Raw genomic sequence first — 21,797 nt, 5'->3', positions numbered from 1 at the left:
GGGCGGGGCCCCGCCCCCCCCCCCCCCCCCCCCCCCCACGCTGTACGGACTGGTGCACCTGCAATGGCAGCAGGATCGTGCCCAATATTTGATCGCCTGGTGGAGTGAAGGCAGTGGTATCAATGCCAATCTGGCTGTGTTGATGACGCCGCAAACACAGGGATGGCAATTGCTGCGCGATGAGGACGACGATCCCGCGTCTATCACGCCGTTGCTGACGACGATGCGCCCTTTGCAATTCAAAGGTTATCTGCCGCAAGCCGCATTCAGTAACGCCGTACGCATGCTGATCGAACACTCCCTGATGCCGGAAGGGGGAAAGGGTATTCTGGTGGCGCTGCGACCGGTGCCGGGATTGGCCGCCGAACAAGCGCTAACGCTGTGCCAACTGCGCTGTTTTGGTGATGTGGTGACGGTGGCGCAACAACGCCTGTTTATTTACCTCTCAACCTGTCGCCCTAATGAACTGGAAACGGCGTTGAAATCCATTTTCCGTCTGCCGGTCAACGAGATTTTCAGCAATCGGCTGGTGTGGTCGCAGGATGTGCAGATGCTTATCGAAGTGAAATCCTTGTCGGAAGCGCGTGAAGAGAGCGTGGTCTCCAGCACTGTGCAGTCCGTGGTGCTGCCGCGCGAGGAGCGCCCGGCGTCAGTGCCGATTCGTCGCGAGCCCATCGCTCTGGCGCTGTTTGAGGAATCCTCGGAGGGAAAAATACCATGATGCTAAGCGATATCCTTCAGATTATTGCACTGAGTGCGCTGGTTTTTTTTCCGCTAGGCTACCTGGTGCAGCGTTACCTTTCACCGCGTTATCAGTACTGGAAAAACCGGCTGTTGCGTCCACGCTACCTGAAATCTGACGGGGTGTGGGTACGTGATGGGGCCGCATCACAGGCGGATAAATAACATGGCCGCAAAAAACAACGTGTCGCCTAAGCAACAACTCTGGCGTTACTGTCGTGGGCTGGGCGGGTGGAATTTCTACTTCCTGTTGAAGTTCGCCCTGTTGTGGTTTGGTTACCTGAATTTTCACCCGTTTTTAAACCTGGTATTTCTGGCGTTTCTGCTGTTTCCGCTACGTGCTGATGGGTTGCACCGGGCGCTCAATATTATTGCCATCCCTATTGGCATCGCCCTGTTTTATCACGATACCTGGTTGCCGGGATTCAACAGCATTCTCAGTCAGGGCAGTCAGGTCGCGGGCTTTAGCGCCGCTTATCTGCTTGAACTGGTGAGCCGCTTTATTAATTGGCAGATGGTCGGGGCCGGTTTTGTGCTGCTGGTGGCGTACCTCTTCCTGTCGCAGTGGATTCGCATTACGGTGTTTACCGTCGCAGCCATGGCTTGGCTGAATATTATTACGCTGGGGGGGCCTGCGATTGCGCTGCTGCCGTTGTCATCGGTGGCATCCGGTACACCTGCGTCATCCAGCGAGGGGAGTGCGCCAGCGGCGGCGGCCTTGCCGCCCACCAATGAAAACCTGACGGCCAGTTCTATATGCGGGAAAAATCGCGTGTTAGCGCGTTTCCTGCGGATGCTCAGCCCTTTGACGTGCTGATTATCAATATTTGTTCGCTCTCCTGGTCGGATTTGCAAGCCATCCATCTCGATACTCATCCGCTGTGGCAACGTTTTGATGTGATGTTCTCCCAGTTCAACTCAGCTACGGCGTATAGCGGCCCGGCATCGATTCGTCTGCTGCGGGCAAGCTGTGGGCAAACTTCGCATCAGGGGTTGTACCAACCGGCCAACCGCGGGTGCTATCTGTTTGATAATCTGGCGAACCTCGGCTTTAAATCACAGTTGATGCTGGATCACTCCGGCGTGTTCGGTAACTACCTGAAAGAGGTGCGGGAAGAAGGCGATATGCAGTCGCAACTCTTATCGCAGCAAGGCATTAGCCATCAGATCACCTCTTTCGACGGCGAACCGATTTATAACGATCTGGAACTGCTCAACCGCTGGCTCTCGGGCACCACACAGCAAGGCGCGGCGCGTAGCGCTACCTTCTTCAACGTCATTCCGTTGCATGATGGCAACCGTCTGGTGGGCACCAACACCTCTGCGGATTTTGCTCCGCGGGCCAAGACGCTGTTTGATCAGTTGAATGCGTTCTTCGACGTGCTGGAAAAATCGGGACGCAAGGTGCTGGTGGTGGTGGTACCAGAGCACGGTGCCGCGCTGGAAGGAGATAAGACGCAGATGTCCGGTCTGCGTGATATCCCAAGCCCCAGCATTACCCATATTCCGGTCGGGATGAAACTGTTTGTCGCTGCCGCCCCGCATCAGGGTGCGCCGCTTGAGATCAAAACGCCCAGTGGCTACCTGGCGATCTCGACGTTGGTTTCTCGTCTGGTAGATGGTAAAAACTTTGTGGCTCCGGCCATCGATTGGGCGGCATTGACGCAGGATCTCCCGCAAACCGAGGCTATTTCTGAAAACGAAAATGCCATTGTCATGCCCTATCAGGACAAGGTCTATATCCGCCTTAACGGTGGCGACTGAGTGCCTTATCCGCAGTAACAGCAGATCAGTCAGGCAGACTCGCGTTGGGTCTGCCTGACTGATATCCCCGTCCTTTGTTCGCGCTGCCTTGCCCGGCTATCGTTCCACGCGTTCTGCGTTACCGTTCGGATTAAGATGAAATCCCCCCGGCGTTATAAAAGGGCATTGAGACGCGCTTAAGCTGGCCTATACTAGCGCGATCGTGCCCGGTGAACTGTGCGACAACACAACTAAGCATCATAGACAGATAAGCGCCATAGACGGAGAACAGGTTTGCGGCTGAGACGCTCTTTGACGATCAAACAGATGACGGCGGTTTCCGCCGTGGCGGTGGTAACGCTCAGTCCGTTTATTGTGATACAACTTTTTCACTTCGTGCATCAGCGGCGTGAAGATTATGCCAGGCAACTGGAGAGCATCGCTTTTTCCGTGCGCGAACCGCTGACGGAGGCGGTGCTGCGCGGTGACGTGGTGCGTGTAGAGGCGATCCTCGATAACCTGTTGCCCGTGGCATTTTTGAGCCGCGCAGACGTGATGCTGCCTGGCTACCTGCAAACGCTGCATGCCCGCTTCCCCAGCGAGCGCCCGGTGCCCGCGTGGCTCGCGCGCGTATTCAAATTACCCATTCGCATCGCGGTACCGCTTTATGCGCTGCCACAGACGCCCGCATCGACACCGCTGGTGCTGCAAGCAGACCCCTACCGTATGTTCCAGTTTATTGTCAGCACGTTTTCCATGCTGTTGGCGACCTACTTTTTGCTGGCGTTGATCCTCTCTGTCACCGTGACCTGGTGCATCAATCGCTTGATGATTCACCCGTTGCGAGCAGTGATTACCGAGTTGCAGGAGGTGCTGACGGAACAGCTGCTGCAACATCGTCTGACGCCGCCAAAGCATCATCAGGATGATGAACTGGGGGCGCTGGTGCGCAGCTATAACCTCAATCAGCAGCGTTTAGCGCAGCATATAGTGCACGATGAGGCGGTTGCGCAGTCTAAATCTGATGATGTGACCCATTAATCCATGCCATTAGAGCGTTCTTGCCTTCTTCATTGTTACCGCTTGATAACATTAACAATTAACCACATAAAACAAAGGTTTTTAATCTTTCAATTGTATTTTATGGTTTTTTTTTATTTTTCATGGCTAATGGACTGGTTAAATTGTCGTTAGATGTTGCAAAAAAAGTTGCCTGTATGTTTGTTTTTGCATTCTCGCTGATGTGATTCAGCTCTTGTTTTTAACCTGACGTTCACAAACTAAAGTTATAAAACATTTCCACTCTGTTACTGCAATGTTATTTTCCGCCGCAGTCACAGAGGCGTCGTTTGCGACCCTATGTGTTTCCCTACCATAGGATAAGTATATGAAAACGTCTATTTTAAAAAGTCTTTATTTTCAGGTTATTACAGCGATTTCGATAGAGATCCTACTAGGACATTTCTACCCGGATCTGGGTGCGCAAATGAAACCGCTGGGCGATGGATTTGTTAAACTGATCAAAATGGTGATTGCACCCGTCATCTTCTGTACCGTGGTGACAGGTATTGCCGGTATGGAAAGCATGAAGTCGGTAGGCCGCACCGGTGCTGTCGCTCTGCTCTATTTTGAAATTGTCAGTACCGTCGCGCTGATTATCGGCCTGCTGGCCGTGAATATTATGCAACCGGGTGCTGGCATGAACGTTGATGCCTCCACGCTGGATGCCTCTGCGGTGGCGGTCTATACCCAACAGGCACAGCAACAGGGCGTGGTCGCGTTTCTGATGGATGTGATTCCCGCGAGCGTCGTGGGTGCTTTCGCCAGTGGTAACATTTTGCAGGTGGTGATGTTTGGTTTCGCACTGCACCGTCTGGGTGAAAAAGGGCGTGTCATTTTCAACGTGATTGACAGCTTCTCTCACACTATTTTCGGTGTGATCAATATGATCATGCGCTTGGCACCGATTGGCGCATTTGGTGCGATGGCGTTCACCATTGGTAAATACGGTGTCGGTTCACTGGTGCAACTGGGCCAGCTGATTATCTGCTTCTATATTACCTGTCTGCTGTTTGTTTTTCTGGTGCTGGGCAGCATCGCACGCGCTACCGGGTTCAGCATTTTCAAGTTTATCCGTTATATCCGCGAAGAACTGCTGATTGTGCTGGGGACCTCCTCTTCGGAGGCGGTACTGCCGCGTATGCTGAACAAGATGGAAAAAGTGGGTTGTAAAAAATCGGTGGTGGGTCTGGTTATTCCTACCGGTTACTCTTTCAATCTGGATGGCACCTCGATCTACCTGATCATGGCGGCGGTGTTTATCGCCCAGGCCACGAATAGTCATATGGATATCTGGCACCAGATTACGTTGTTGGTGGTACTGCTGCTCTCCTCTAAAGGTGTGGCAGGCGTTACCGGTAGCGGATTTATCGTGCTGGCAGCCACTATCTCTGCCGTGGGGCATTTGCCGGTAGCCGGTCTGGCGCTGATTCTGGGCATTGACCGCTTTATGTCAGAAGCGCGCGCGCTGACCAACCTGGTCGGTAACGGCGTGGCGACGATCGTGGTAGCCAAGTGGGTGGGCGAGCTGGATGAAAAACAGCTGGAAAGCGAACTCTCCGGGCAGAAAAAAGACGATGCGTCTGTACCGACCGTACTTTCGTAAATCTGTTTTATCCTACGCCAACACCCCGTTGGTGTAGCCATTACGGGGCATCCCCGTATGCGCTTCTCATGATTCCCCGTGATTGCGGCTTGCCATCACGGGGAATTTTTCATAAGGTTGCGGCCAGGCAATCGCGTTGTGCACGGTCTGTTTCGGGGGCATAACGATCAAAAACCGCTTATTGGTCATCATTTCGTCTCTATTTCCAAAATTATTTCATCGTATTGAGTGACATAGGCAAAAGTGTGCGGTCTAACGTAAGGGTAAACTGATCGCTCTGATTTCCCCGTAATATCTTCGCTGGCGTCTCCCGGAACGGGTGTACCTATCCGGCGGGAAGAGAGCGTGCAGGCCTTATTGTAACAATCATCTTTTACTATGTTGGATAGTCAGTTAAGTAGGGGTTCACATGCAGGGCACCAAAACAGGGTTCTTAGTTGGTGGAGTGTTGCTGGCGTTGGCTGGTGGCAGCGTGCAAGCTGAAACACTACAACCCGATCCTGCCTGGCAGCAGGGAAAGCTGGATAATGGCTTTACCTGGCAGTTGCTGACCATGCTGCCGCAGCGTCCAGGGGATCGGATTGAGTTACGTTTGGTTGTTAACGCAGGTTCGCTGGTTGAGAGTGCTCAGCAGGCGGGCTTTGCGCACCTTATTTCTCGTTTGGCACTGACGCCGGGCGATAACTTACCTGTCGCTCAACTTCCCTCGTTGCTGATACCGGAGGCAAACGGTGCGAAACCGCTGCCGCCCGCTTTCGTCTCGTATGATTACACGTCCTACAATCTCAGCTTGCCCAATAATCGGCCTGAATTGTTGAAAGATGCGTTGAACTGGCTGGCAGAGATCGCAGGGGGAATCAAAATTGATGATGGCACGATCGCTACCACATTACGGATCGCCGATCCGGTGATGAGTGTTCCTGCCGATCCGCAGGATCCCATGTGGCGATATCGGTTGAAAGGATCGTCCATGCTCGCGCACGATCCGGCCCAAAATGTAAAAACATGCCCAACGGCTGAACTGATGTCGCAGTTTTACAAAACCTGGTACACCCCCGATGCGATGACGCTGTACGTGGTGGGCCATGTGGAAAGTCGTCGGATTAACGAACAGATCGGTAAAGCGTTTGCGGCGCTGGAAGGCAAGCGAACTGCTCCAGCACCGATGCCAACGCTCTCCTGCGGAACCGATTGGTTTTATGCTTGATAAAGCGAAGCGGGATACGCTCTCGCTGGTGTGGGATATGCCTTGGCATCCAATTCGCGAATCACAGGCGCTTATCCGTTACTGGCACAGCGATCTGGCGCGCGAAGCGCTGTTCTGGCATGTGCAGCAGGCCTTGGAAAAGAGTGCGCTAAAAGAGACCAGCGTCCGTTTTAACTGTGATGTTTACTATACCCGTGCGCAGTGTGGCATCCACCTTGATAGCCCCAACAGCGAGAATGCTGAAGCAACCTTTGGCGGAAGAGTTGGTGACGTTACGTGACAAGGGGCTGACGCAGCAAGAGTTTGATGCGCTGATCGCACGCAAGAATGATGGGCTTGGCAAATTGTTTGCGACCTACGCGCGCACCAGCACCGATGTCTTGATGAAGCAACGCTTGCGTTCACAATGTAACGGCGTGGTGGATATTGCGCCGGAACAGTATCAGAAACTGCGTCAGACTTATCTGTCTGAATTGACACTCCCTCTGCTGAATCAGGAACTGCATCAGCAGCTCTCTCAGGAAACCACGCTGATGCTGAAACAGCAGAAGGGTGAACCGGAAGTGAATACCAAAGCGTTGTATGAGGTGTATAGCAAAATCATGACGCCTCCGGTTGAGGTAGCACCGGCAGCGCCGTCAGAGGATGTGGCGCAGGCAAAACCAGCGCAGTAAACAGGTTTTTACCGTTACGCCGAGTAACAGGGGCCGCTTGGAAAAAAGTGTCGAGAAAAAATCACTTTTTTGTACGGCGCGACAGAGCGGCCCCACCTGCTTACTTTAATTCCTATGAATGTCATTTTGAAATTACAGCGTGCTTATAGGGATTCTCCTTTAATAGTACTGAACAACAACTCTCTAAAATCGACCTTTTCACTTATCTATATGGGGTGTGTAATATATTATACATATCTCCATGATTATTGAGATGAAAGGAATTCATTATGACGCTTCAGGTTGGAGGCGGATATTTCCCTGCTTATATAGACAGTGACAGGCTTTACGATATTTGTACGCAAGATACGCTCCCTGTAATGAGCTTATGGGGGAGAATAAAAGATTTCTTTTTGGGCAACAAACAAAGAGAAGCATTAGATTGTTTGTACAAACTATGCCACCCTTCAATACATTTCACCAGTGACGACGCTGAAGACATTTTTTTCAGACTAAAAGAGTTAGCCTCGGCAAGGCACAAGAAAAAATTTTGTCACGATCACATTTATAGTTCATGCACGAGCAAGCTTCATATCAAAGATAACAGGGGCAACGATCTATTATGTATTGAGCAATATGGGCTGCTGTGTAATTATACGATTCTGGGAAAACGTTTCGTTTTTTATGATGATTCCATCCCTTTTTCACCGCCAAGATACAAATCAGGCGAACTGCCGATATCGATAATATTTCATAAAGAAATTCAGCAGTTCAAAGAGGATGAGCAATGGATGCGAAAGGGAGTTTTATGCCTTTCGTCCAGGAAAGATATTCTTTCTTTAGACTTTGAGGCTTTTTCCAATGAGATTGTCAATGCTATTGAGTCGAGTAGCGAGAATTTTTATTTTGAAGAATGGAAACAGCAAGAGAAAATCACCTATTGGTCATCCATTACCGGCTGTTCGCCCCACAGCATGTCTTCGTAGTCCAGCGTCAGGAAAGCGATATCGGTGCAAGCGAGGATGTCACTGTAAGCCTGCCGTGTCTCTTCTTTGCTTTGCCACAGGCGCGGACGGTAGTTGTTATCGAAAATAACCTTGCCACCGTTGGCGCGACAGGCGCGCAGCAGTGTCAGCAAACGCTGGCGGCTGGCTGGGTTGAGAATCGCAACGCTGATACCGCTCAGGTAGAGATAGTCAAAGGTAGCCAAACGCGTGCAGATAGCATCGGCATCTTTGCCGTCCAGCCAGAAACGCGCTGCGGCGTCGTTACGCCAGTAGTAGAACGTACGCTCGCCGGTATCGTCGGTTTCAATAATAATGAAGTAGAGCCCCGGCAGTTTGTTGTCCAGGCGCTGAATCAGCGATGTGCCAACCCTCTCTTTTTCCCAGGCCGTCATCATTTCCGTGCTGAAACTGTCCGTACCCAGTGCGGTCACGTAGTGGACGCCCAGAGCATCGGTATTCACCTGACGAGCGATATACACGGCGGTGTTCAGGGTGTCGCCACCAAAGCCGCGGTTGAGGTCCGCGCCCTTTTGCGACAGTTCAATCATGCATTCGCCAATCACGGCAATGTTTTTAGTGGTCATCAGAAGCTGGCCCGTTCGAAAAGTGAAGAAAAAGGTCATAAAAAAAATGGTGCAATGGGCTCCAGTCTCAACGTTCGCAGGCATTGAGTCAATAGTCTTAAAGCGATGTTTTATTTTTTCATGACCTGGATCGGGAAAATTGACCTCTCCCGATCCTTATGGCGCTCAGCGTACGAAATATCGGGCTTTCGGCTTGCGCAATTCGGTGACGCTTTCGCCGCCCAGCCCCCAGTTATCGGTATCCACCTCATCAATGATGACGGTGGTGGTGGCCGGGTTTTTACCCATGACATCAACCAGCAACTGGGTGACGCCCGCAATCAGTTGACGCTTTTGCTCTGTGGTTGCGCCATCGCGCGTGATTTTGATGTTAACAAATGGCATGGGATCTCCCGGTAAGGTTTAACGTTGTGTGTCATCTGCTGATTTATCGCCTTTATAGTTCGCCGTTGCAATCCATGCCGCACAAAACAGCGTAAGGCGAGCAAAGAAGTAGAAAAATGCCATTAGCCCAATCACCGAACCGAATGCGGCACCGGAAGGGGTACTGGCGAGTTTGGGCAGCGCGACCGTCATGGCAAATTTGATGGCTTCAAACCCCACGGCGGCGAGCAGCGTGCCGCGCAGCAGCGCTTTGTGTTTGGGCTTGTGCCGAGGTAATGCCATGAAAATACAAAGGAATACCAGATAGTTGGCTGAAATGGAAATGGTGAGTGTAATCACGCGCAGCAGGGGCCGCAGCCACTCGATGCCCTCCAGACCCAATGCAGAAACGATAGCGCTTTGTGCCGTACCCGCCGCTGAGGTGAGAAACATGGTGATGGTCAGCGCGATCAGTAGCCCAATCAGGGAGAGGAAATCACGCACGTACTGAAAATAGATTTTTTCTTCTTCGTGCGGCTTACGTTCCCATACGTCACGGGATTGGGCGCGGATCGCTTCACGCAAATTGCCCATCCAACTGATCCCGGAATAGAGCGCGATCAGCAACCCGGTTACGCCGACGGTGGTGCGCTGTTCAACGGCGGTTTTTACCGTGTTTTTTAACGTCAGCGCCAGATTGGGGTCGCTGATGCTGTTGACGATGCGGTCGATCAACTGCGTCAGCATATCGGGGTTAGAGGCGAGCACGAAACCGACGGTGGCGAAGGACACCATCAAAATCGGGATCAGCGATAGAAAGGAAAAGTAGGTGATTGCTGCGCTAAACTGATTTCCCATCCGATCGTTGAAACGTTCCCCGGCACGGATCAGGTGCGCGATGCTGGGGATAGCCTGAACACGTTGTGCAATACGCTTACAGCGTGAAAGCCATGAAGAGGCCACCTTCTGTGTGGATGAGGCAGTAGATGTTGAACGATGCGGATCGACCGGTGCGGGCATCCGTTTCCTCCTGCGCAATGAAAAAACTGACGTGCGGATGGCTTGTGTCACGAGATGATTTATATAAGTAACGATTTATATAAATAAATGTAGCCGCAAACGTCATACAGCGATGGATTGATTATAACCAACAATCAGCAGAGGAAGGTGTTCTTTGTGTTGGCGATGTGTCTGATGTTCAAGCAGGAGGATAAAAACGCGCAGGCAAAAAAATCAGGATGACCTGCGCCATAATGCAATACGTAAAAAATTTTGCACTAAATAATAACTAAAGTTATTATATGGCACACATTTACGATGAAAGAGTGTTGACGCTTGTTTATACTCGTTCAAGACCGCCTGAGGTCTGTTCTGGTTGGCGCTATTGCGCTGATGCTGCCACGCCGTTAATCGAGTAAAACCTTTCATGCCTGCTTCAGAGTCTGCGCCGAGCGCGTTGCGCCTTAATTTGCGTATTTTTTCCGTGGTGATGTTCAACTTTGCCAACTACCTGACCATTGGGCTGCCGCTTGCGGTATTACCGGGCTATGTGCATGAGCATCTGGGGCTTAGTGCCTTTTGGGCGGGGCTGGTGATCAGTTTGCAGTACTTCACCACGTTGCTGAGTCGGCTGCAATCTGGACGCATTGCGGATGAAAAAAGGCCGAAGAAAGTGGTGGTGATGGGGCTGTGCGTTGGCCGCTTGATTCTGGGGGAAGGGCAAAGCTTTGCTGGCACCGGCGCGACCCTGTGGGGCGTGGGTGTGGTGGGATCGCGACATATCGGGCGGGTGATCTCCTGGAACGGCGTGGCGACTTATGGCGCGATGGCGATCGGTGCGCCGCTCGGGGTATGGATCAATCACATCGGTGGGTTAAAGCTGGTGTCGTATACAGTCATCGCCGTTGCCGTGTTGTTTGTGCTGCTCGCTCTGCCGCGTGAGGCGGCGAAAGTGACGCCGGGTAAAAAACTGCCGTTTCGCGAAGTGCTGGGCAAGGTGTGGGTCTACGGTATTGTGCTGGCGTTGGCGTCTGTCGGATTTGGCGTGATCGCCACTTTTATCACCCTGTTCTATGCCGATCGGCACTGGGAGGGCGCAGCGCTTACCCTGACCATTTTCAGCTGTGCCTTTGTCGGCGTGCGCCTGTTATTCCCTAACAGCATTAACCGTTTTGGCGGGCTGCGCGTGGCTATCGTCTGTTTTACGGTGGAAATTACCGGGCTGCTACTGATATGGGGGGCTGCGCTGCCGCTGATGGCGGAACTGGGCGCTTTTCTGGCCGGCGTAGGTTTCTCTCTGGTATTCCCGTCGCTTGGGGTGCTGGCGGTTAAAGTGGTTGCGCCGCAAAATCAGGGCAGCGCGCTGGCGACCTATACGTTGTTTCTCGATTTGTCTCTCGGATTGGTCGGCCCGCTGGCTGGCGTGATGATGGGCTATACCGGCGTAGGCGCTATCTATCTGGCGGCTGTCGTATTAGTGAGCGTCGGCCTGCTGATGACGCTGCGTCTGAGCCGCCGTGGCGTCACCCTGGCGCAGGAAGAAAATCTTACGTCAGGGCAATAAAGGCGGCTACCCAGCTGGAAACTGTCCCAAGGTCTTCGGTTGGGTCGTTACAGTCGATCCTTCCTTCACAGAAGATTCCCCACATTGGGCGGCGCTTCACGTTTAATCCATTACTTTTCATGATGAAATAGGCCATTACCGCCGACTCAAGGCGCGGGCGCGCGTATTATCCTGCTCGCTCGCGGCATCACGCCTGTTTTCGTTATCTTTTGATTGCACTGGATTTTTTCTCAGCTCGATGCGATGTTTCTGAACATGGAGATAATCTTATGAGTAAAAACACCAAGCAAGACCCAAATCCCCAGGGGCGCCGTCATTTCCTTAAATCTACCGGTATCATGATGGGCGCGTTAGGCGGCATGGCGTTGTCTCGCCCTGCGGCGGCAGTTGCACCACCAGCGCCGGTGCCGCAGAAGTGGGATAGCACGGTGGATGTGTTGATTGTTGGCTCTGGCTTCGCCGGATTAGCTGCCGCCATTGAAGCGCGTAACGCCAAGGCGAATGTGCTGATTATCGAGAAAATGCCGCTGTTTGGCGGGAACTCGATACTGAACGGCGGCGATCTGTCGGCAGCAGGTTCCAGTATGCAGCAGGCGCTGGGCATTAAGGATTCCCCGGAACTGATGTACCAGAACATGATGAAAGCGGGCAACTGGCTGAACTATCCAGAACTGGCGCGAACCGTAGCCGATCACTCGGTGGAGGCACTGGAGTGGGCAAAAAGCCTCGGGGCTGAGTTTGACCGGGTCAATTATCATGGCGGCCACGCGGTGAAGCGCGCCCACCAACTGAAGCAGCGCTCTGGTTCCGGGCTGGTAGTGAAACAGTATCAGAAGGCCAAAGAGCTGGGCGTGGTGATCGAACAGCGTACCAAGCTGGAGCGGTTGATTATTGATAGTGAGGGGCGCGTGCTCGGGGCGGAAGTGCGGCGTGGTTATAAGTTCCCCGACGATGCTTCCGGCTCTGTGGCGTTTATCCGCGCGACAAAAGGGGTGGTGCTGGCATCCGGTGGCTTCTCGCAAGGGGTCGCGTTGCGGCAAATGTACGATCCGCGCCTGACGGATGCGTTCACCTCCACCAACCAACCGGGAGCGACAGGAGAAGCGCTGATGGCAGCCAGCATGATTGGCGCATTAGCGACGCAGATGGACTGGATCCAGCTCGGCCCCTGGACCAGCCCGGACGAGCAGGATTTCGGCTATATCCCGCAGTTTGTTGAGCGCGTGGTGGGCTATGGCCTGATGGTCGATCCTGCCAACGGCAAACGCTTCTTTAAAGAAACCGGTAACCGCAAAGAGCGTGCCGATGCCATTATTCAACTGGGGCATCCGGCGTTAATTATTGCGGACAAAACCAACACGCTGAAAATGGTCGATGAAGGGCAGATGAACGGCGCGCTGAAAAATGGCTCGCTCAAAACCTATAACACGCTAGAAGGGGTGGAGCAGGCTTACGGTATGCCGGTGGCACCTTTTGTCGAACAGGTGAAGCGCTGGAACGGCTATGTGGAGCAGCATCTGGAAAACGATCCCGACTTGGGTTGCATGATTTTCAAAGATGCCTCGCCTAATATCACACCGCCTTACTATGTGGAGCGCCTCTGGCCGCGCGTTCACCACACCATGGGTGGCTTGGCGATCAATAAAGACGCGCAGGTGATTGGTTTTGATTTGAAGCCGATTGCTGGGTTGTATGCCGACGGGGAAGCGGCTGGCGGGGTGCACGGCGCCGTGCGTCTGGGCAGTGTTGCCATGACGGATTGCATCGTGTTTGGGCGCATTGCAGGGAAAAATGTGGTAAAGGCGAGCTGAGTGTGATTGAAGAGAGAGGCCGCGTAAGCGGCCTCATAAAAACTACTTCAACGTCAGCGTGTGAATGATGTTTTCTGCTTCCGTTTGCGCCGCTTGCTGGTTATCGGCAGGCAGCGTAATTTGCAGCGTTAATAGTTGGTTAGCCACATTACTCAGCAGAACAGAAGAGTAAACCTGCTTACTGCTGCCACTGTTGGAGATGCTGTCGAGCTGTTGCAGAGCATGGCTGTTAATCTCAATGGATTTGTTGGTCACGACCTGCAAGTTGGCATCGCGGGCGCGTTGCTGATCTTCGAGGCGCTGTGCCAATACCGGCAGGGTTTCATTGCTGCTGTCACCGAGAATGACAATCACCGCACGCTGCCCATCGTCGTTGGCGTAGACATGCATGTTGTTAGATTGCGAACCCACTTTTCCGCTTTGATCACGCATATCCGCAGGCAGCGTGAACGTGACGTTGCCAGACAGCAGCGAGATGGTTTGGCTGGCGGTTTGCGCGGCAGGTGCATCGTGCCCGGCGTGGCCTGCATTGTCGTCTTTCTTACCGTCACAGGCGGCTAATAGTGCGGTAAGCAACGTAATTCCAAGATATTTCACTAGCTTCGGCATAAGCGTCCTTTTCTTTTATCAGGCATGCACGGGTAAACCGCTATATCGCACCCTATTTACTGGGGAAACTCAAGCGTTTTGTTGTCACAAAACCTATTTAGGACGGTTCCTGAGATAGCGCATCCGCGCGTGGCGGATGTGCCGTCAGCAATTAGCGCAGCTGTTCAGTTGAAGGCTGCTCGCGCAATACGGGATGACCGTGAGATTCACTCAAACGCTTGAGCATCATATTGAGCATCACACCGTACATCGGCAAGAAGAACAACAGGCTAATCAGCAAGTTGAAGGTGTAATCGACCAGCGCGATTTCCACCCAGTTTGTCGCCATAAAGGGATCGGTACTGCGGTAGAAGGCGATAAAGAAGAAAGCCAGCGTATCGCTTAAATTACCAAACAGGGTGGATACCGTGGGCGCGATCCACCACGCCTTGCGCTGGCGCAGGCGCAGGCGGTTAAACACATGCACATCCAGAATCTGCCCCAGCACATAGGCCATGAAGCTGGCGCAAGCGATACGGGCAACCATGATATTGACGCTGGCGAGTGCACTGAACCCTTGCCATTCTCCCTGATAAAACAGCGATGACACCACATAGGAAATCACCAGCGCGGGCACCATCACCGTCAAAATAATTCGGCGGGCCAGCGGTGCGCCAAAGATACGCACGGTCAGATCGGTGGCAAGAAAGATAAACGAGAAAGAGAACGCGCCCCAGGTGGTATGGAACCCGAAGATAGCGATCGGCAACTGCACCAGGTAATTGCTGGAAGTAATGATCAGGATGTGAAACAACGAAAGCCAGAAAAGCGCGCTGAGCCGCTGCTGGGCGGTAAAATGAAACATGGCAATGTGACCTTTTTAGTGATTGGGGTGAGGGAACCCAAGTTGTGCCGTTAACAATGACATTATGGCACGTAATCCGTACTGCTTATTCAATGCGGCTAACACAGGTAGCAGCGCGCGGCATGATACGCTGTTAGGCGAGGATTGCAATGGCGAATTTATGCGCAATCGATATCGTAAGTTGCGCAGGAAAATCTGCGGCGTAAACTAAGGCGGTTTTGACGGCAGCCACACAGGGCGGTCGTTGTATATGTCCTTATGCTACTGCCGAGAATAATAATGATGACCGACACCTTCGCCAATCCGGATAAAACCCTCGATGCACAGGGGCTGCGCTGCCCGGAACCGGTGATGATGGTGCGTAAAACCGTGCGTCAGATGGAAGCGGGGCAGACATTACTCATTTTGGCGGATGACCCGGCAACCACGCGCGATATACCGGGCTTTTGCGTCTATATGGAACACGAACTTCTGGCACAGGGGACGGCATCGCTGCCCTACCGCTACCTCTTGCGCAAGAAGTAGCCTTTTCTGGCCTATCAGGCGTCTTGTGTTTTTTCGCGTCGCAACAACCGCAGCGCGTTGGCAGTCACCAGCGTTGTGGCACCGGAATCTGCCAGCACTGCCAGCCATAATCCGGTGATCCCCAGCAGGCTGGTCACCAGAAAGATGGCCTTCAGCCCCAGCGCAATGGTGATGTTTTGCCGGATATTGTTGCGCGTGGCGCGCGAGAGCTGAATCATGCCCGCCAGTTCGCTCAGCCGGTTATGGGTGAGTGCCGCATCGGCGGTTTCCAGCGCAACGTCGCTGCCGCCGCCCATGGCAATGCCGATGGCAGCCGACTTCATCGCCGGAGCATCGTTAATGCCATCCCCTACCATCGCCGTCGGATGAGTCTGATTCATCTCGCGCACGGCATCCACTTTGTCGGCGGGCAGTAGACCCGCGCGATAATCAATGCCAAGTGCCGCAGCGATAGCCGCCGCAGAACGCGGGTTATCGCCGGTGAGCATGGTGCAGCGAATTCCCAGCTTGCGTAGTGCCTCTACCGCTTGCGGCGTATCCGAGCGCAAGGTGTCACGCAGCGCCAGCAAACCAATGATTTGCGCTTCTTCCTGTACTACCACCACCGTTTTTCCGTCGCTCTCCAGGGCATGAATGCGATCGCGCCAGCCGGCGTCGAGCGTGTCGGGTGAGATTTTGGCCGGCGCTTTGACGCTGATGGTTTTGCCTGCGATGACACCCTCAACGCCCACGCCGGCCAGTGCCCGCTGTGCCGTTGCGACCGGCAGCATCGGTGCAACCGTGCGGGCATGCTGGACAATCGCTTTCGCCAATGGATGGTGTGAACCCGCTTCAATGGCAGCGGCTCTTGCGAGCAGTGCTGCCGCGCCCATGCCCTGAGCCGGTATCGCATCGGTCACCTGAGGTTTGCCTTGCGTCAGGGTGCCGGTTTTGTCGAAGGCAATGGTATTGATGGTGCCCAGAATCTCCAGCGCGGCACCGCCTTTAATCAACGCGCCGCGTCGGGCAGCGGCAGCAAGGCCGGAAGTGATGGCCGCCGGGGTGGAGATCACCAGCGCGCAAGGGCAGCCGATCAGCAACAGTGTCAGACCGCGATAAATCCACTTTTGCCACGGGGCGCCGAAGAACAACGGCGGTACCACGATGGTCGCCGCCGCGAGCAGCATGATGGCCGGGGTGTAATAGCGGCTAAAGTGATCGAGAAAACGCTCTATTGGCGCACGGTGGCTCTCGGCTTCTTCAATCAAATGCAATATACGGTCGATGGCGCTGTTGCCTGGCTCGGAAATCACGCGCAGTTGTATCAGGCGATCGACGCTCAGACTGCCTGCCGATACCTTGTCGCCCTGCTCGCGCTCTACCGGAAGGGATTCCCCGGTCAGTGCGCTTTCATCAAAGCTTGCATGGGGAACCAGCAGCTCACCGTCGGCGGGCAGGCGGCTTCCCGGTGCCACTTCGATCACATCGCTGGGGCGCAGTGCCGCAATGCTGACCTGTGTACGCTGGCCTGCACGGATCACCGTTGCCGTTTCTGGCATCAGTGCCATCAACGCGCTTACGCTGCGCCGGGCACGCTGTGCCGCATAGGCTTCCAGGCGTTCACCCAGCATAAACAGCAAGATAACCATGGTGGCTTCGCTGGTTGCGCCAATCAACAATGCACCCAGCGCGGCGACGCTCATCAGCGTTTCGCTGGCGAAGGGCGTGCCGCTGCGAATCAGTTTAATGGCTTGTGAAAGTAGCGGTATCAGCCCCAGCAGCGTGATGGCGATAAAGGCGAGCCCTGAAGCGCGTGGTGAAAACAGTGAAAGTACCCCGCTGGCTGCCGTTAATACGGCAAACAGAATGAGAAAACCTTGTTCGCGCAGGAAACGGCGCAAAGGAGCTTCGACAGGGGCGGATGGTGTTGGGGCTGTCGCTGTGGGAGACGTATCGTGCCAGGTAAAACCTGCTTGCTCTACCGCGTACTGAACCTGCGAGCGAATATCGGATTGTGCATCAACGATGAGTTTTTCGGTGGCGAAGCGAACGCTTGCCTGAATGACGCCGGGAAGCGGAGTGATGGCGTTTTCGATTTTTTTGGCGCAGCTCGGACAATCCATCCCGCGGATAATCCAGCTAAAGTGCACGCCGGAAGCGGGTGGGGCATCACTGTCGCTGCCGTCGGGGTCACCGGAATCGCCGCTCTCTCCGCCATCAGACCCGCTATGTTCCGCACTGGGTGTGGTGCCGCACGCAGAGATCGTTGTTGCGGTGTGTTTGACCGCGCAGCAACTGCGATCGGCATGGCTGCTGTGTTGCGCATGGCGCTGGCAGCAAGCGTTAGCACCATGGTCATGGTGAGTGTGGTGATGAGAATGCATCATGCTCTCCTGTTTGATGATAGTGGTTCTCATCCACGACTCTACCACTGCTGCCAGTGGCTGCACAGCGCTTTTGTCACTCAGCGCTGATTAAAAATAGAGCGCCCGTACGATCAGAAAATGGCCCGCGAAATAGCCCGCCGCGACAATCGCCTGATGAGCGCGAAACGGAAAACGGTAATGGTGAATCAGCCAGGCGCTGTGGGCGATAAGCAGCAGCAGGCTACCTGCAAACCAGGAGAGGTTATTGCTGCTGCTCAGTGCAAAGTACTGTTCTCCGACAACCCAGACCATCACCGCATTCATTGCAATAAAAGCCACTACCGGCCAGCGCAATGTGTCGAGCCGTGACCACAACAGGGCTAACAGCAACGCGATAACCGCCAGCAGCAATAGCGGCAACGGCCAGAAAAACGTCAGCGACGCATTTGCCACCAGAAACCCGATGGTATAAAGCAAATGGCAGACGGAATAGGCGCCGATGGCGAACAGCATGCGCTGCGTGGTCAGCAGCAGGATATCTGCGGCTAAGGTTGCCAGCAGGCCGAGCACAATAAAGTAGCCAGTGACGCTCATCAGCGGGGTTTGCCAGGCCAGTGCGAGCAGCAACGCGATGGTGATTGGCTTGAATAACCAGCGTTGCCAGCCTGGTCCACGGTAACTGGCATCGACGTAAAGCCAACCCGAAAACAGAACGGCAATAAATGACCAGAGCATAGCGTATCCTTATCACCTTATTGGGTTTTTCATCATTCAGTGTAGGAGATCGCGGGCAGGATGAACAACACGCGGTGTGACAAGTGCGAAGTGGCGCACTTCATGCTATGTTGGCGGCAATAATGATCGTTTTTTTGTATATATATCTTCACGATGCAACTGAGGGAGACGGTTTTTGAATGAGCAATGAGCCAGCGCTCTACCGGATTCAGTTTATGAATAACGGCAAAAATTATCAGCTTTACGTGCGGGAGCTGGTGCAAAGCAGTCTGTTTGGTTTTATCGAGATTGCGGATTTTGTTTTTGACGGTCCTTCGACCCTGCTGGTAGACCCTTCTACAGAGAAGCTGAAAACCGAGTTTTCCGGTGTGAACCGCAGTTTTATTCCGTTGCAGGCGGTGATCTGCATTGATGCCGTGACGGAGAAAGGGGCGGCCCGTATTTCCGAACTGGGCGACAATGTGACCTCTTTCCCTTTCCTTCCCGGGAAAAAGCCCTGATGTCGTGGGAAATATCCCACTGGTGGTCTTTGGTTGTCAGCCTGATCCTGTTTCTGGGTTGGCGGCAGTTCCAGCGGCAACGATGCCAGAGCGAAGCGGATGATGCAGCGCCACTGCGCACGGTAAAGGCAGAGATCGCCGCACTGCGCGCCATACCCGCGCGCAGCCTGTGAATCCCGATCTTCCTGCGCGCTATGAAGCGACGTTTATGCTATTGCCCGCTGGGGAAAGCATCACCTGTCGCGTGAGCGAGACGCAGTATCGGGCGCTGGCCTTAGGTATGACGGGCACGTTGCAGGTACAGGGCTCACGCTTTGTGTCCTTCGTACCCGCATAGGGCTATTTTTTTGTCCCGCTATTGGGCTGGACACCCTTCATCTTTTTTTGCCACGGCAGCAATTCAAACACCCCGAACAGAAAAATACGTGCTTCCTGCGCTCGACTCAGTAGCCCCTGTTCTTTGCCGTGGCTGGCGCGTAACAACAGCACCTGAAAACCGTGCATCAGCAGCGTAAATCCCATCGCGACCATAATGAAGATGTTCAGCGGGCGGGGAAAGGGCGCAATCAGGTTGGTTATTAAAAAGCCCCACACACCGATTATCAATAACCGGCCCAGGTTAATCCAAATCATCTTCTACCTCTTCATGCTGTGTGGGTGCGGCCTGACGGGTATACAGCCTGTATGCCACTTGTCCTGCGACTTTTTCGCGGTGTAACATCCAGGTAACGGGAATAGTCAGGTCGCCATTCTCCGCCTCAGTTTCCACATAAATCCACGCCTCGGGTGCCAGCCAGCCCTGCTGTTCCAGCAAGGTGAGCGTCTGGTTCAATAAATCACGGCGAAAGGGGGGATCGAGAAACACCACGTCATAAGGCTCACCGGCCTGCGCCAGCCAGTGCAACGTGTTGGTATTGATGATGCGGGCGTTGTTCGCTTTCAATAGAACCGCATTCTGTTCCAGTTGGCGGGAGATGCCACGTTCATTTTCCAGCAGGGTAACATGTGCTGCGTAGCGGGATAGCGCCTCAAACCCGAGCGCGCCGCTTCCTGCGAAGCCATCCAGACAACGGGCATGCTGAATGACCGGCGCCAGCCAGTTAAACAGCGTTTCACGAACGCGATCTGTGGTGGGGCGTAGCCCCGGGCTATCTGGCACGGGAAGTTTTCGTCCGCGCCACTGGCCGCCGATTATGCGGATTTGGCCTGCCTGTGCAGGTGCATTTTTTTTTGCCATCGTCTGTTTACTGTAGAACACCTGTTTGCCGAGTGCCGATATTCGCTATCGGTAATAAGTAGGCGCTATTCTAACGAGGGTTAACAGGGGAAGGAATGTTAATATTTAATATTAGGTTTGTCTGCGGTGACGTGTGGTTTTGACATACCTGGTTACCGAGATTGTCATCACCTGCGCCACCATGGTGCGTGTTGCTGTCGGGCGGAAAGTGGTAGACTCTGGGCTCGACCCAGACTGGGCTATTGACTTCAATTATTTAAGCGCTGCTGTGAGCAGCAGCATGGGGCGCGATTGCGATATGACAAAAGAGAAAAAACGCGGTTTCTTTTCCTGGCTGGGATTAGGGCGTCAGGAAGAGGAACAGACTAAGCAACCGCAAGAGACAGAACAGCATCAGGATGTGGCGTTACGTCAGGAGAGTGACGCGCCTGTGGTATCGGACGTTCACGCCGAGACGCCAAACGACGTCTCTGACGAGCAGACGGAGGCGCACGCTGAGTCGGTGCCGCCAACGGAGCGCCAATCGCACGTGGCGCCCGCAGCAGAGCAGCCAGCATCACCTCTCATCGCTGATGTGGTTGAGATAGCTGAGACGCTAGATATTGCAGAATCGTCAGCGCGTGCAGAAGCGCAAGACAGTGTTGATACGCAAGAGGCGGCTGAAGCAGAAGAGAGCGTTGCCGAGCCCGTGCTGGTCGAACAAGAGCAGGAAAGACCGACCAAAGAGGGCTTTTTCGCTCGACTAAAACGCAGCCTGGTAAAAACCCGAGAAAACCTCGGTTCCGGATTTATCGGATTGTTTCGCGGTAAGAAAATCGACGACGATCTGTTTGAGGAACTGGAAGAGCAATTATTGATTGCGGATGTCGGCGTAGAAACCACACGCAAGATTATTGCCGACCTGACAGAGCACGCCAGCCGTAAGCAGCTCAAAGATGCCGATGCCCTGCTGGTGAAACTGAAAGAAGAGATGGGCGCTATCCTTAACAAGGTGGACGAACCGCTCAACATCGACGGAAAAACCCCTTACTTGATCCTGATGGTGGGCGTTAACGGCGTCGGAAAAACCACCACGATTGGCAAACTGGCGCGCCAGTTTCAGGCACAGGGTAAATCGGTGATGCTGGCTGCCGGGGATACCTTCCGTGCTGCTGCCGTGGAGCAGTTGCAGGTGTGGGGTCAGCGCAACAACGTGGCCGTGGTCGCGCAGCACACAGGCGCGGATTCCGCCTCGGTGATTTTTGATGCCATTCAGGCGGCAAAAGCGCGTGGTGCTGACGTGTTGATCGCCGATACCGCAGGACGCTTGCAGAACAAAGCTCGCCTGATGGAAGAATTGAAAAAAATTGTCCGCGTGATGAAAAAACTGGATGAGTCAGCGCCGCACGAAATCATGTTGACGCTGGATGCCAGCACCGGACAAAACGCCGTCAGCCAGGCGAAACTGTTTAACGATGCTGTCGGCTTGACCAGTATCACCCTGACCAAGCTGGACGGCACCGCGAAAGGCGGGGTGATCTTCGCCATCGCCGATCAGTTTGGCATTCCTATCCGCTATATTGGGGTAGGGGAAGGTATTGACGATTTGCGTCCCTTTAAGGCTGACGATTTTATTGAGGCGCTTTTTGCCCGCGAGGACTGATTTCTCGTGAGGATGAAAAGCTT

The 21,797-nt window shown here is 53.8% G+C and carries 20 protein-coding genes and 3 pseudogenes; 14 read left to right on the top strand and 9 right to left on the bottom strand.

Features of this window, described 5'->3' with window-relative positions; all coding sequences use genetic code 11:
- The 7 genes and pseudogenes from ACMZI0_RS02910 to ACMZI0_RS02880 all read left to right on the top strand — a co-directional run.
- Nucleotides 1-721: BcsE family c-di-GMP-binding protein (locus ACMZI0_RS02910; RefSeq protein WP_415671878.1), on the top strand; the 721-nt coding region annotated here is incomplete at its 5' end.
- Complete coding sequence (gene bcsF / locus ACMZI0_RS02905) at nt 718-906, top strand: cellulose biosynthesis protein BcsF (protein ID WP_415671877.1); 189 nt, start codon at nt 718-720, stop codon at nt 904-906. The genes ACMZI0_RS02910 and bcsF, both read left to right, overlap by 4 nt.
- A 1-nt stretch (nt 907) precedes the next feature.
- Nucleotides 908-2,505: pseudogene (gene bcsG, locus ACMZI0_RS02900) on the top strand (cellulose biosynthesis protein BcsG).
- A gap of 291 nt (nt 2,506-2,796) precedes the next feature.
- Nucleotides 2,797-3,525, top strand: a complete 729-nt coding sequence (locus tag ACMZI0_RS02895) for a hypothetical protein (protein ID WP_415671876.1) — start codon at nt 2,797-2,799, stop codon at nt 3,523-3,525.
- A gap of 346 nt (nt 3,526-3,871) precedes the next feature.
- A complete protein-coding gene (locus tag ACMZI0_RS02890) occupies nt 3,872-5,149 on the top strand; it encodes a dicarboxylate/amino acid:cation symporter (RefSeq protein ID WP_415671875.1) in 1,278 nt (425 codons plus the stop codon).
- 409 nt (nt 5,150-5,558) lie between these two features.
- Nucleotides 5,559-7,030: pseudogene (locus ACMZI0_RS02885) on the top strand (insulinase family protein).
- A gap of 269 nt (nt 7,031-7,299) precedes the next feature.
- Complete coding sequence (locus ACMZI0_RS02880; protein ID WP_415671874.1) at nt 7,300-7,995, top strand: hypothetical protein; 696 nt, start codon at nt 7,300-7,302, stop codon at nt 7,993-7,995.
- On the opposite strand, the pseudogene ACMZI0_RS02875 reads toward ACMZI0_RS02880, so the two are convergent.
- The 3 genes and pseudogenes from ACMZI0_RS02875 to yhjD all read right to left on the bottom strand — a co-directional run.
- Nucleotides 7,962-8,600 (bottom strand): annotated as a pseudogene (locus tag ACMZI0_RS02875) (sugar kinase); the annotation flags it as partial. The gene ACMZI0_RS02880 and the pseudogene ACMZI0_RS02875 overlap by 34 nt on opposite strands.
- A gap of 165 nt (nt 8,601-8,765) precedes the next feature.
- Nucleotides 8,766-8,984, bottom strand: a complete 219-nt coding sequence (locus ACMZI0_RS02870) for a 2-hydroxymuconate tautomerase family protein (protein ID WP_415671873.1) — start codon at nt 8,982-8,984, stop codon at nt 8,766-8,768.
- Between the two features lie 18 nt (nt 8,985-9,002).
- Nucleotides 9,003-9,983 carry an inner membrane protein YhjD gene (gene yhjD, locus ACMZI0_RS02865; protein ID WP_415671872.1) on the bottom strand — a complete coding sequence of 327 codons (981 nt, stop codon included), beginning with the start codon at nt 9,981-9,983 and terminating at the stop codon, nt 9,003-9,005.
- Nucleotides 9,984-10,389: 406 nt separating this feature from the next.
- Between yhjD and ACMZI0_RS02860 the strand changes: the two genes are divergently transcribed.
- Both ACMZI0_RS02860 and ACMZI0_RS02855 read left to right on the top strand, forming a co-directional pair.
- Nucleotides 10,390-11,526: an MFS transporter gene (locus ACMZI0_RS02860; RefSeq protein ID WP_415671871.1), complete on the top strand. Its 1,137-nt coding sequence runs from the start codon at nt 10,390-10,392 to the stop codon at nt 11,524-11,526.
- Between the two features lie 269 nt (nt 11,527-11,795).
- Nucleotides 11,796-13,337 (top strand): flavocytochrome c, encoded by a 1,542-nt coding sequence (locus tag ACMZI0_RS02855; RefSeq protein WP_415671870.1) that lies wholly within the window; start codon nt 11,796-11,798, stop codon nt 13,335-13,337.
- A gap of 42 nt (nt 13,338-13,379) precedes the next feature.
- Here ACMZI0_RS02855 and ACMZI0_RS02850 read toward each other — a convergent pair whose 3' ends face one another.
- Together ACMZI0_RS02850 and ACMZI0_RS02845 are read right to left on the bottom strand one after the other, a co-directional pair.
- Entirely contained in the window at nt 13,380-13,946 is a 567-nt protein-coding gene (locus ACMZI0_RS02850; protein ID WP_415671869.1) for a DcrB family lipoprotein, read from the bottom strand.
- 151 nt (nt 13,947-14,097) lie between these two features.
- Nucleotides 14,098-14,790, bottom strand: coding sequence for a 7-cyano-7-deazaguanine/7-aminomethyl-7-deazaguanine transporter (locus ACMZI0_RS02845; protein WP_415671868.1), 693 nt, complete (start codon nt 14,788-14,790; stop codon nt 14,098-14,100).
- Between the two features lie 282 nt (nt 14,791-15,072).
- On the opposite strand from ACMZI0_RS02845, the gene tusA reads away from it, so the two are divergent.
- A complete protein-coding gene (tusA, locus tag ACMZI0_RS02840) occupies nt 15,073-15,315 on the top strand; it encodes a sulfurtransferase TusA (RefSeq protein WP_415671886.1) in 243 nt (80 codons plus the stop codon).
- Nucleotides 15,316-15,329: 14 nt separating this feature from the next.
- On the opposite strand, the gene ACMZI0_RS02835 is transcribed toward tusA, so the two are convergent.
- Together ACMZI0_RS02835 and ACMZI0_RS02830 are read right to left on the bottom strand one after the other, a co-directional pair.
- The gene (locus ACMZI0_RS02835) at nt 15,330-17,678 is read right to left on the bottom strand and encodes a zinc/cadmium/mercury/lead-transporting ATPase (RefSeq protein WP_415671885.1); all 2,349 of its coding nucleotides are present in this window, start codon (nt 17,676-17,678) and stop codon (nt 15,330-15,332) included.
- Between the two features lie 90 nt (nt 17,679-17,768).
- A complete protein-coding gene (locus tag ACMZI0_RS02830; RefSeq protein ID WP_415671867.1) occupies nt 17,769-18,395 on the bottom strand; it encodes a lysoplasmalogenase in 627 nt (208 codons plus the stop codon).
- Nucleotides 18,396-18,574: 179 nt separating this feature from the next.
- On the opposite strand from ACMZI0_RS02830, the gene ACMZI0_RS02825 reads away from it, so the two are divergent.
- Genes ACMZI0_RS02825 through ACMZI0_RS02815 form a run of 3 tightly spaced genes read left to right on the top strand, consistent with a single transcriptional unit; the run spans nt 18,575 to nt 19,232 of the window.
- Nucleotides 18,575-18,895 (top strand): DUF1820 family protein, encoded by a 321-nt coding sequence (locus tag ACMZI0_RS02825; RefSeq protein WP_415671866.1) that lies wholly within the window; start codon nt 18,575-18,577, stop codon nt 18,893-18,895.
- On the top strand, nt 18,895-19,068 hold the full coding sequence (locus tag ACMZI0_RS02820) for a hypothetical protein (RefSeq protein ID WP_415671865.1): 174 nt from the start codon (nt 18,895-18,897) through the stop codon (nt 19,066-19,068). Before ACMZI0_RS02825 ends, ACMZI0_RS02820 begins: the two co-directional genes overlap by 1 nt.
- Nucleotides 19,065-19,232 carry a DUF2500 family protein gene (locus ACMZI0_RS02815; RefSeq protein WP_415671864.1) on the top strand — a complete coding sequence of 56 codons (168 nt, stop codon included), beginning with the start codon at nt 19,065-19,067 and terminating at the stop codon, nt 19,230-19,232. Before ACMZI0_RS02820 ends, ACMZI0_RS02815 begins: the two co-directional genes overlap by 4 nt.
- 2 nt (nt 19,233-19,234) lie before the next feature.
- Here ACMZI0_RS02815 and ACMZI0_RS02810 read toward each other — a convergent pair whose 3' ends face one another.
- Nucleotides 19,235-19,528 carry a DUF1145 family protein gene (locus tag ACMZI0_RS02810; RefSeq protein WP_415671863.1) on the bottom strand — a complete coding sequence of 98 codons (294 nt, stop codon included), beginning with the start codon at nt 19,526-19,528 and terminating at the stop codon, nt 19,235-19,237.
- Nucleotides 19,515-20,132 carry a 16S rRNA (guanine(966)-N(2))-methyltransferase gene (rsmD, locus tag ACMZI0_RS02805; protein ID WP_415671862.1) on the bottom strand — a complete coding sequence of 206 codons (618 nt, stop codon included), beginning with the start codon at nt 20,130-20,132 and terminating at the stop codon, nt 19,515-19,517. The genes ACMZI0_RS02810 and rsmD overlap by 14 nt, the downstream gene beginning before the upstream one ends.
- A gap of 298 nt (nt 20,133-20,430) precedes the next feature.
- Between rsmD and ftsY the strand changes: the two genes are divergently transcribed.
- On the top strand, nt 20,431-21,774 hold the full coding sequence (ftsY, locus tag ACMZI0_RS02800; RefSeq protein WP_415671884.1) for a signal recognition particle-docking protein FtsY: 1,344 nt from the start codon (nt 20,431-20,433) through the stop codon (nt 21,772-21,774).
- Nucleotides 21,775-21,797: the final 23 nt, after the last annotated feature.

This window comes from Symbiopectobacterium sp. (genome assembly GCF_047692315.1).
Lineage (GTDB): Bacteria > Pseudomonadota > Gammaproteobacteria > Enterobacterales > Enterobacteriaceae > Symbiopectobacterium.
This window is presented reverse-complemented; position numbering and strand designations above follow the sequence as displayed.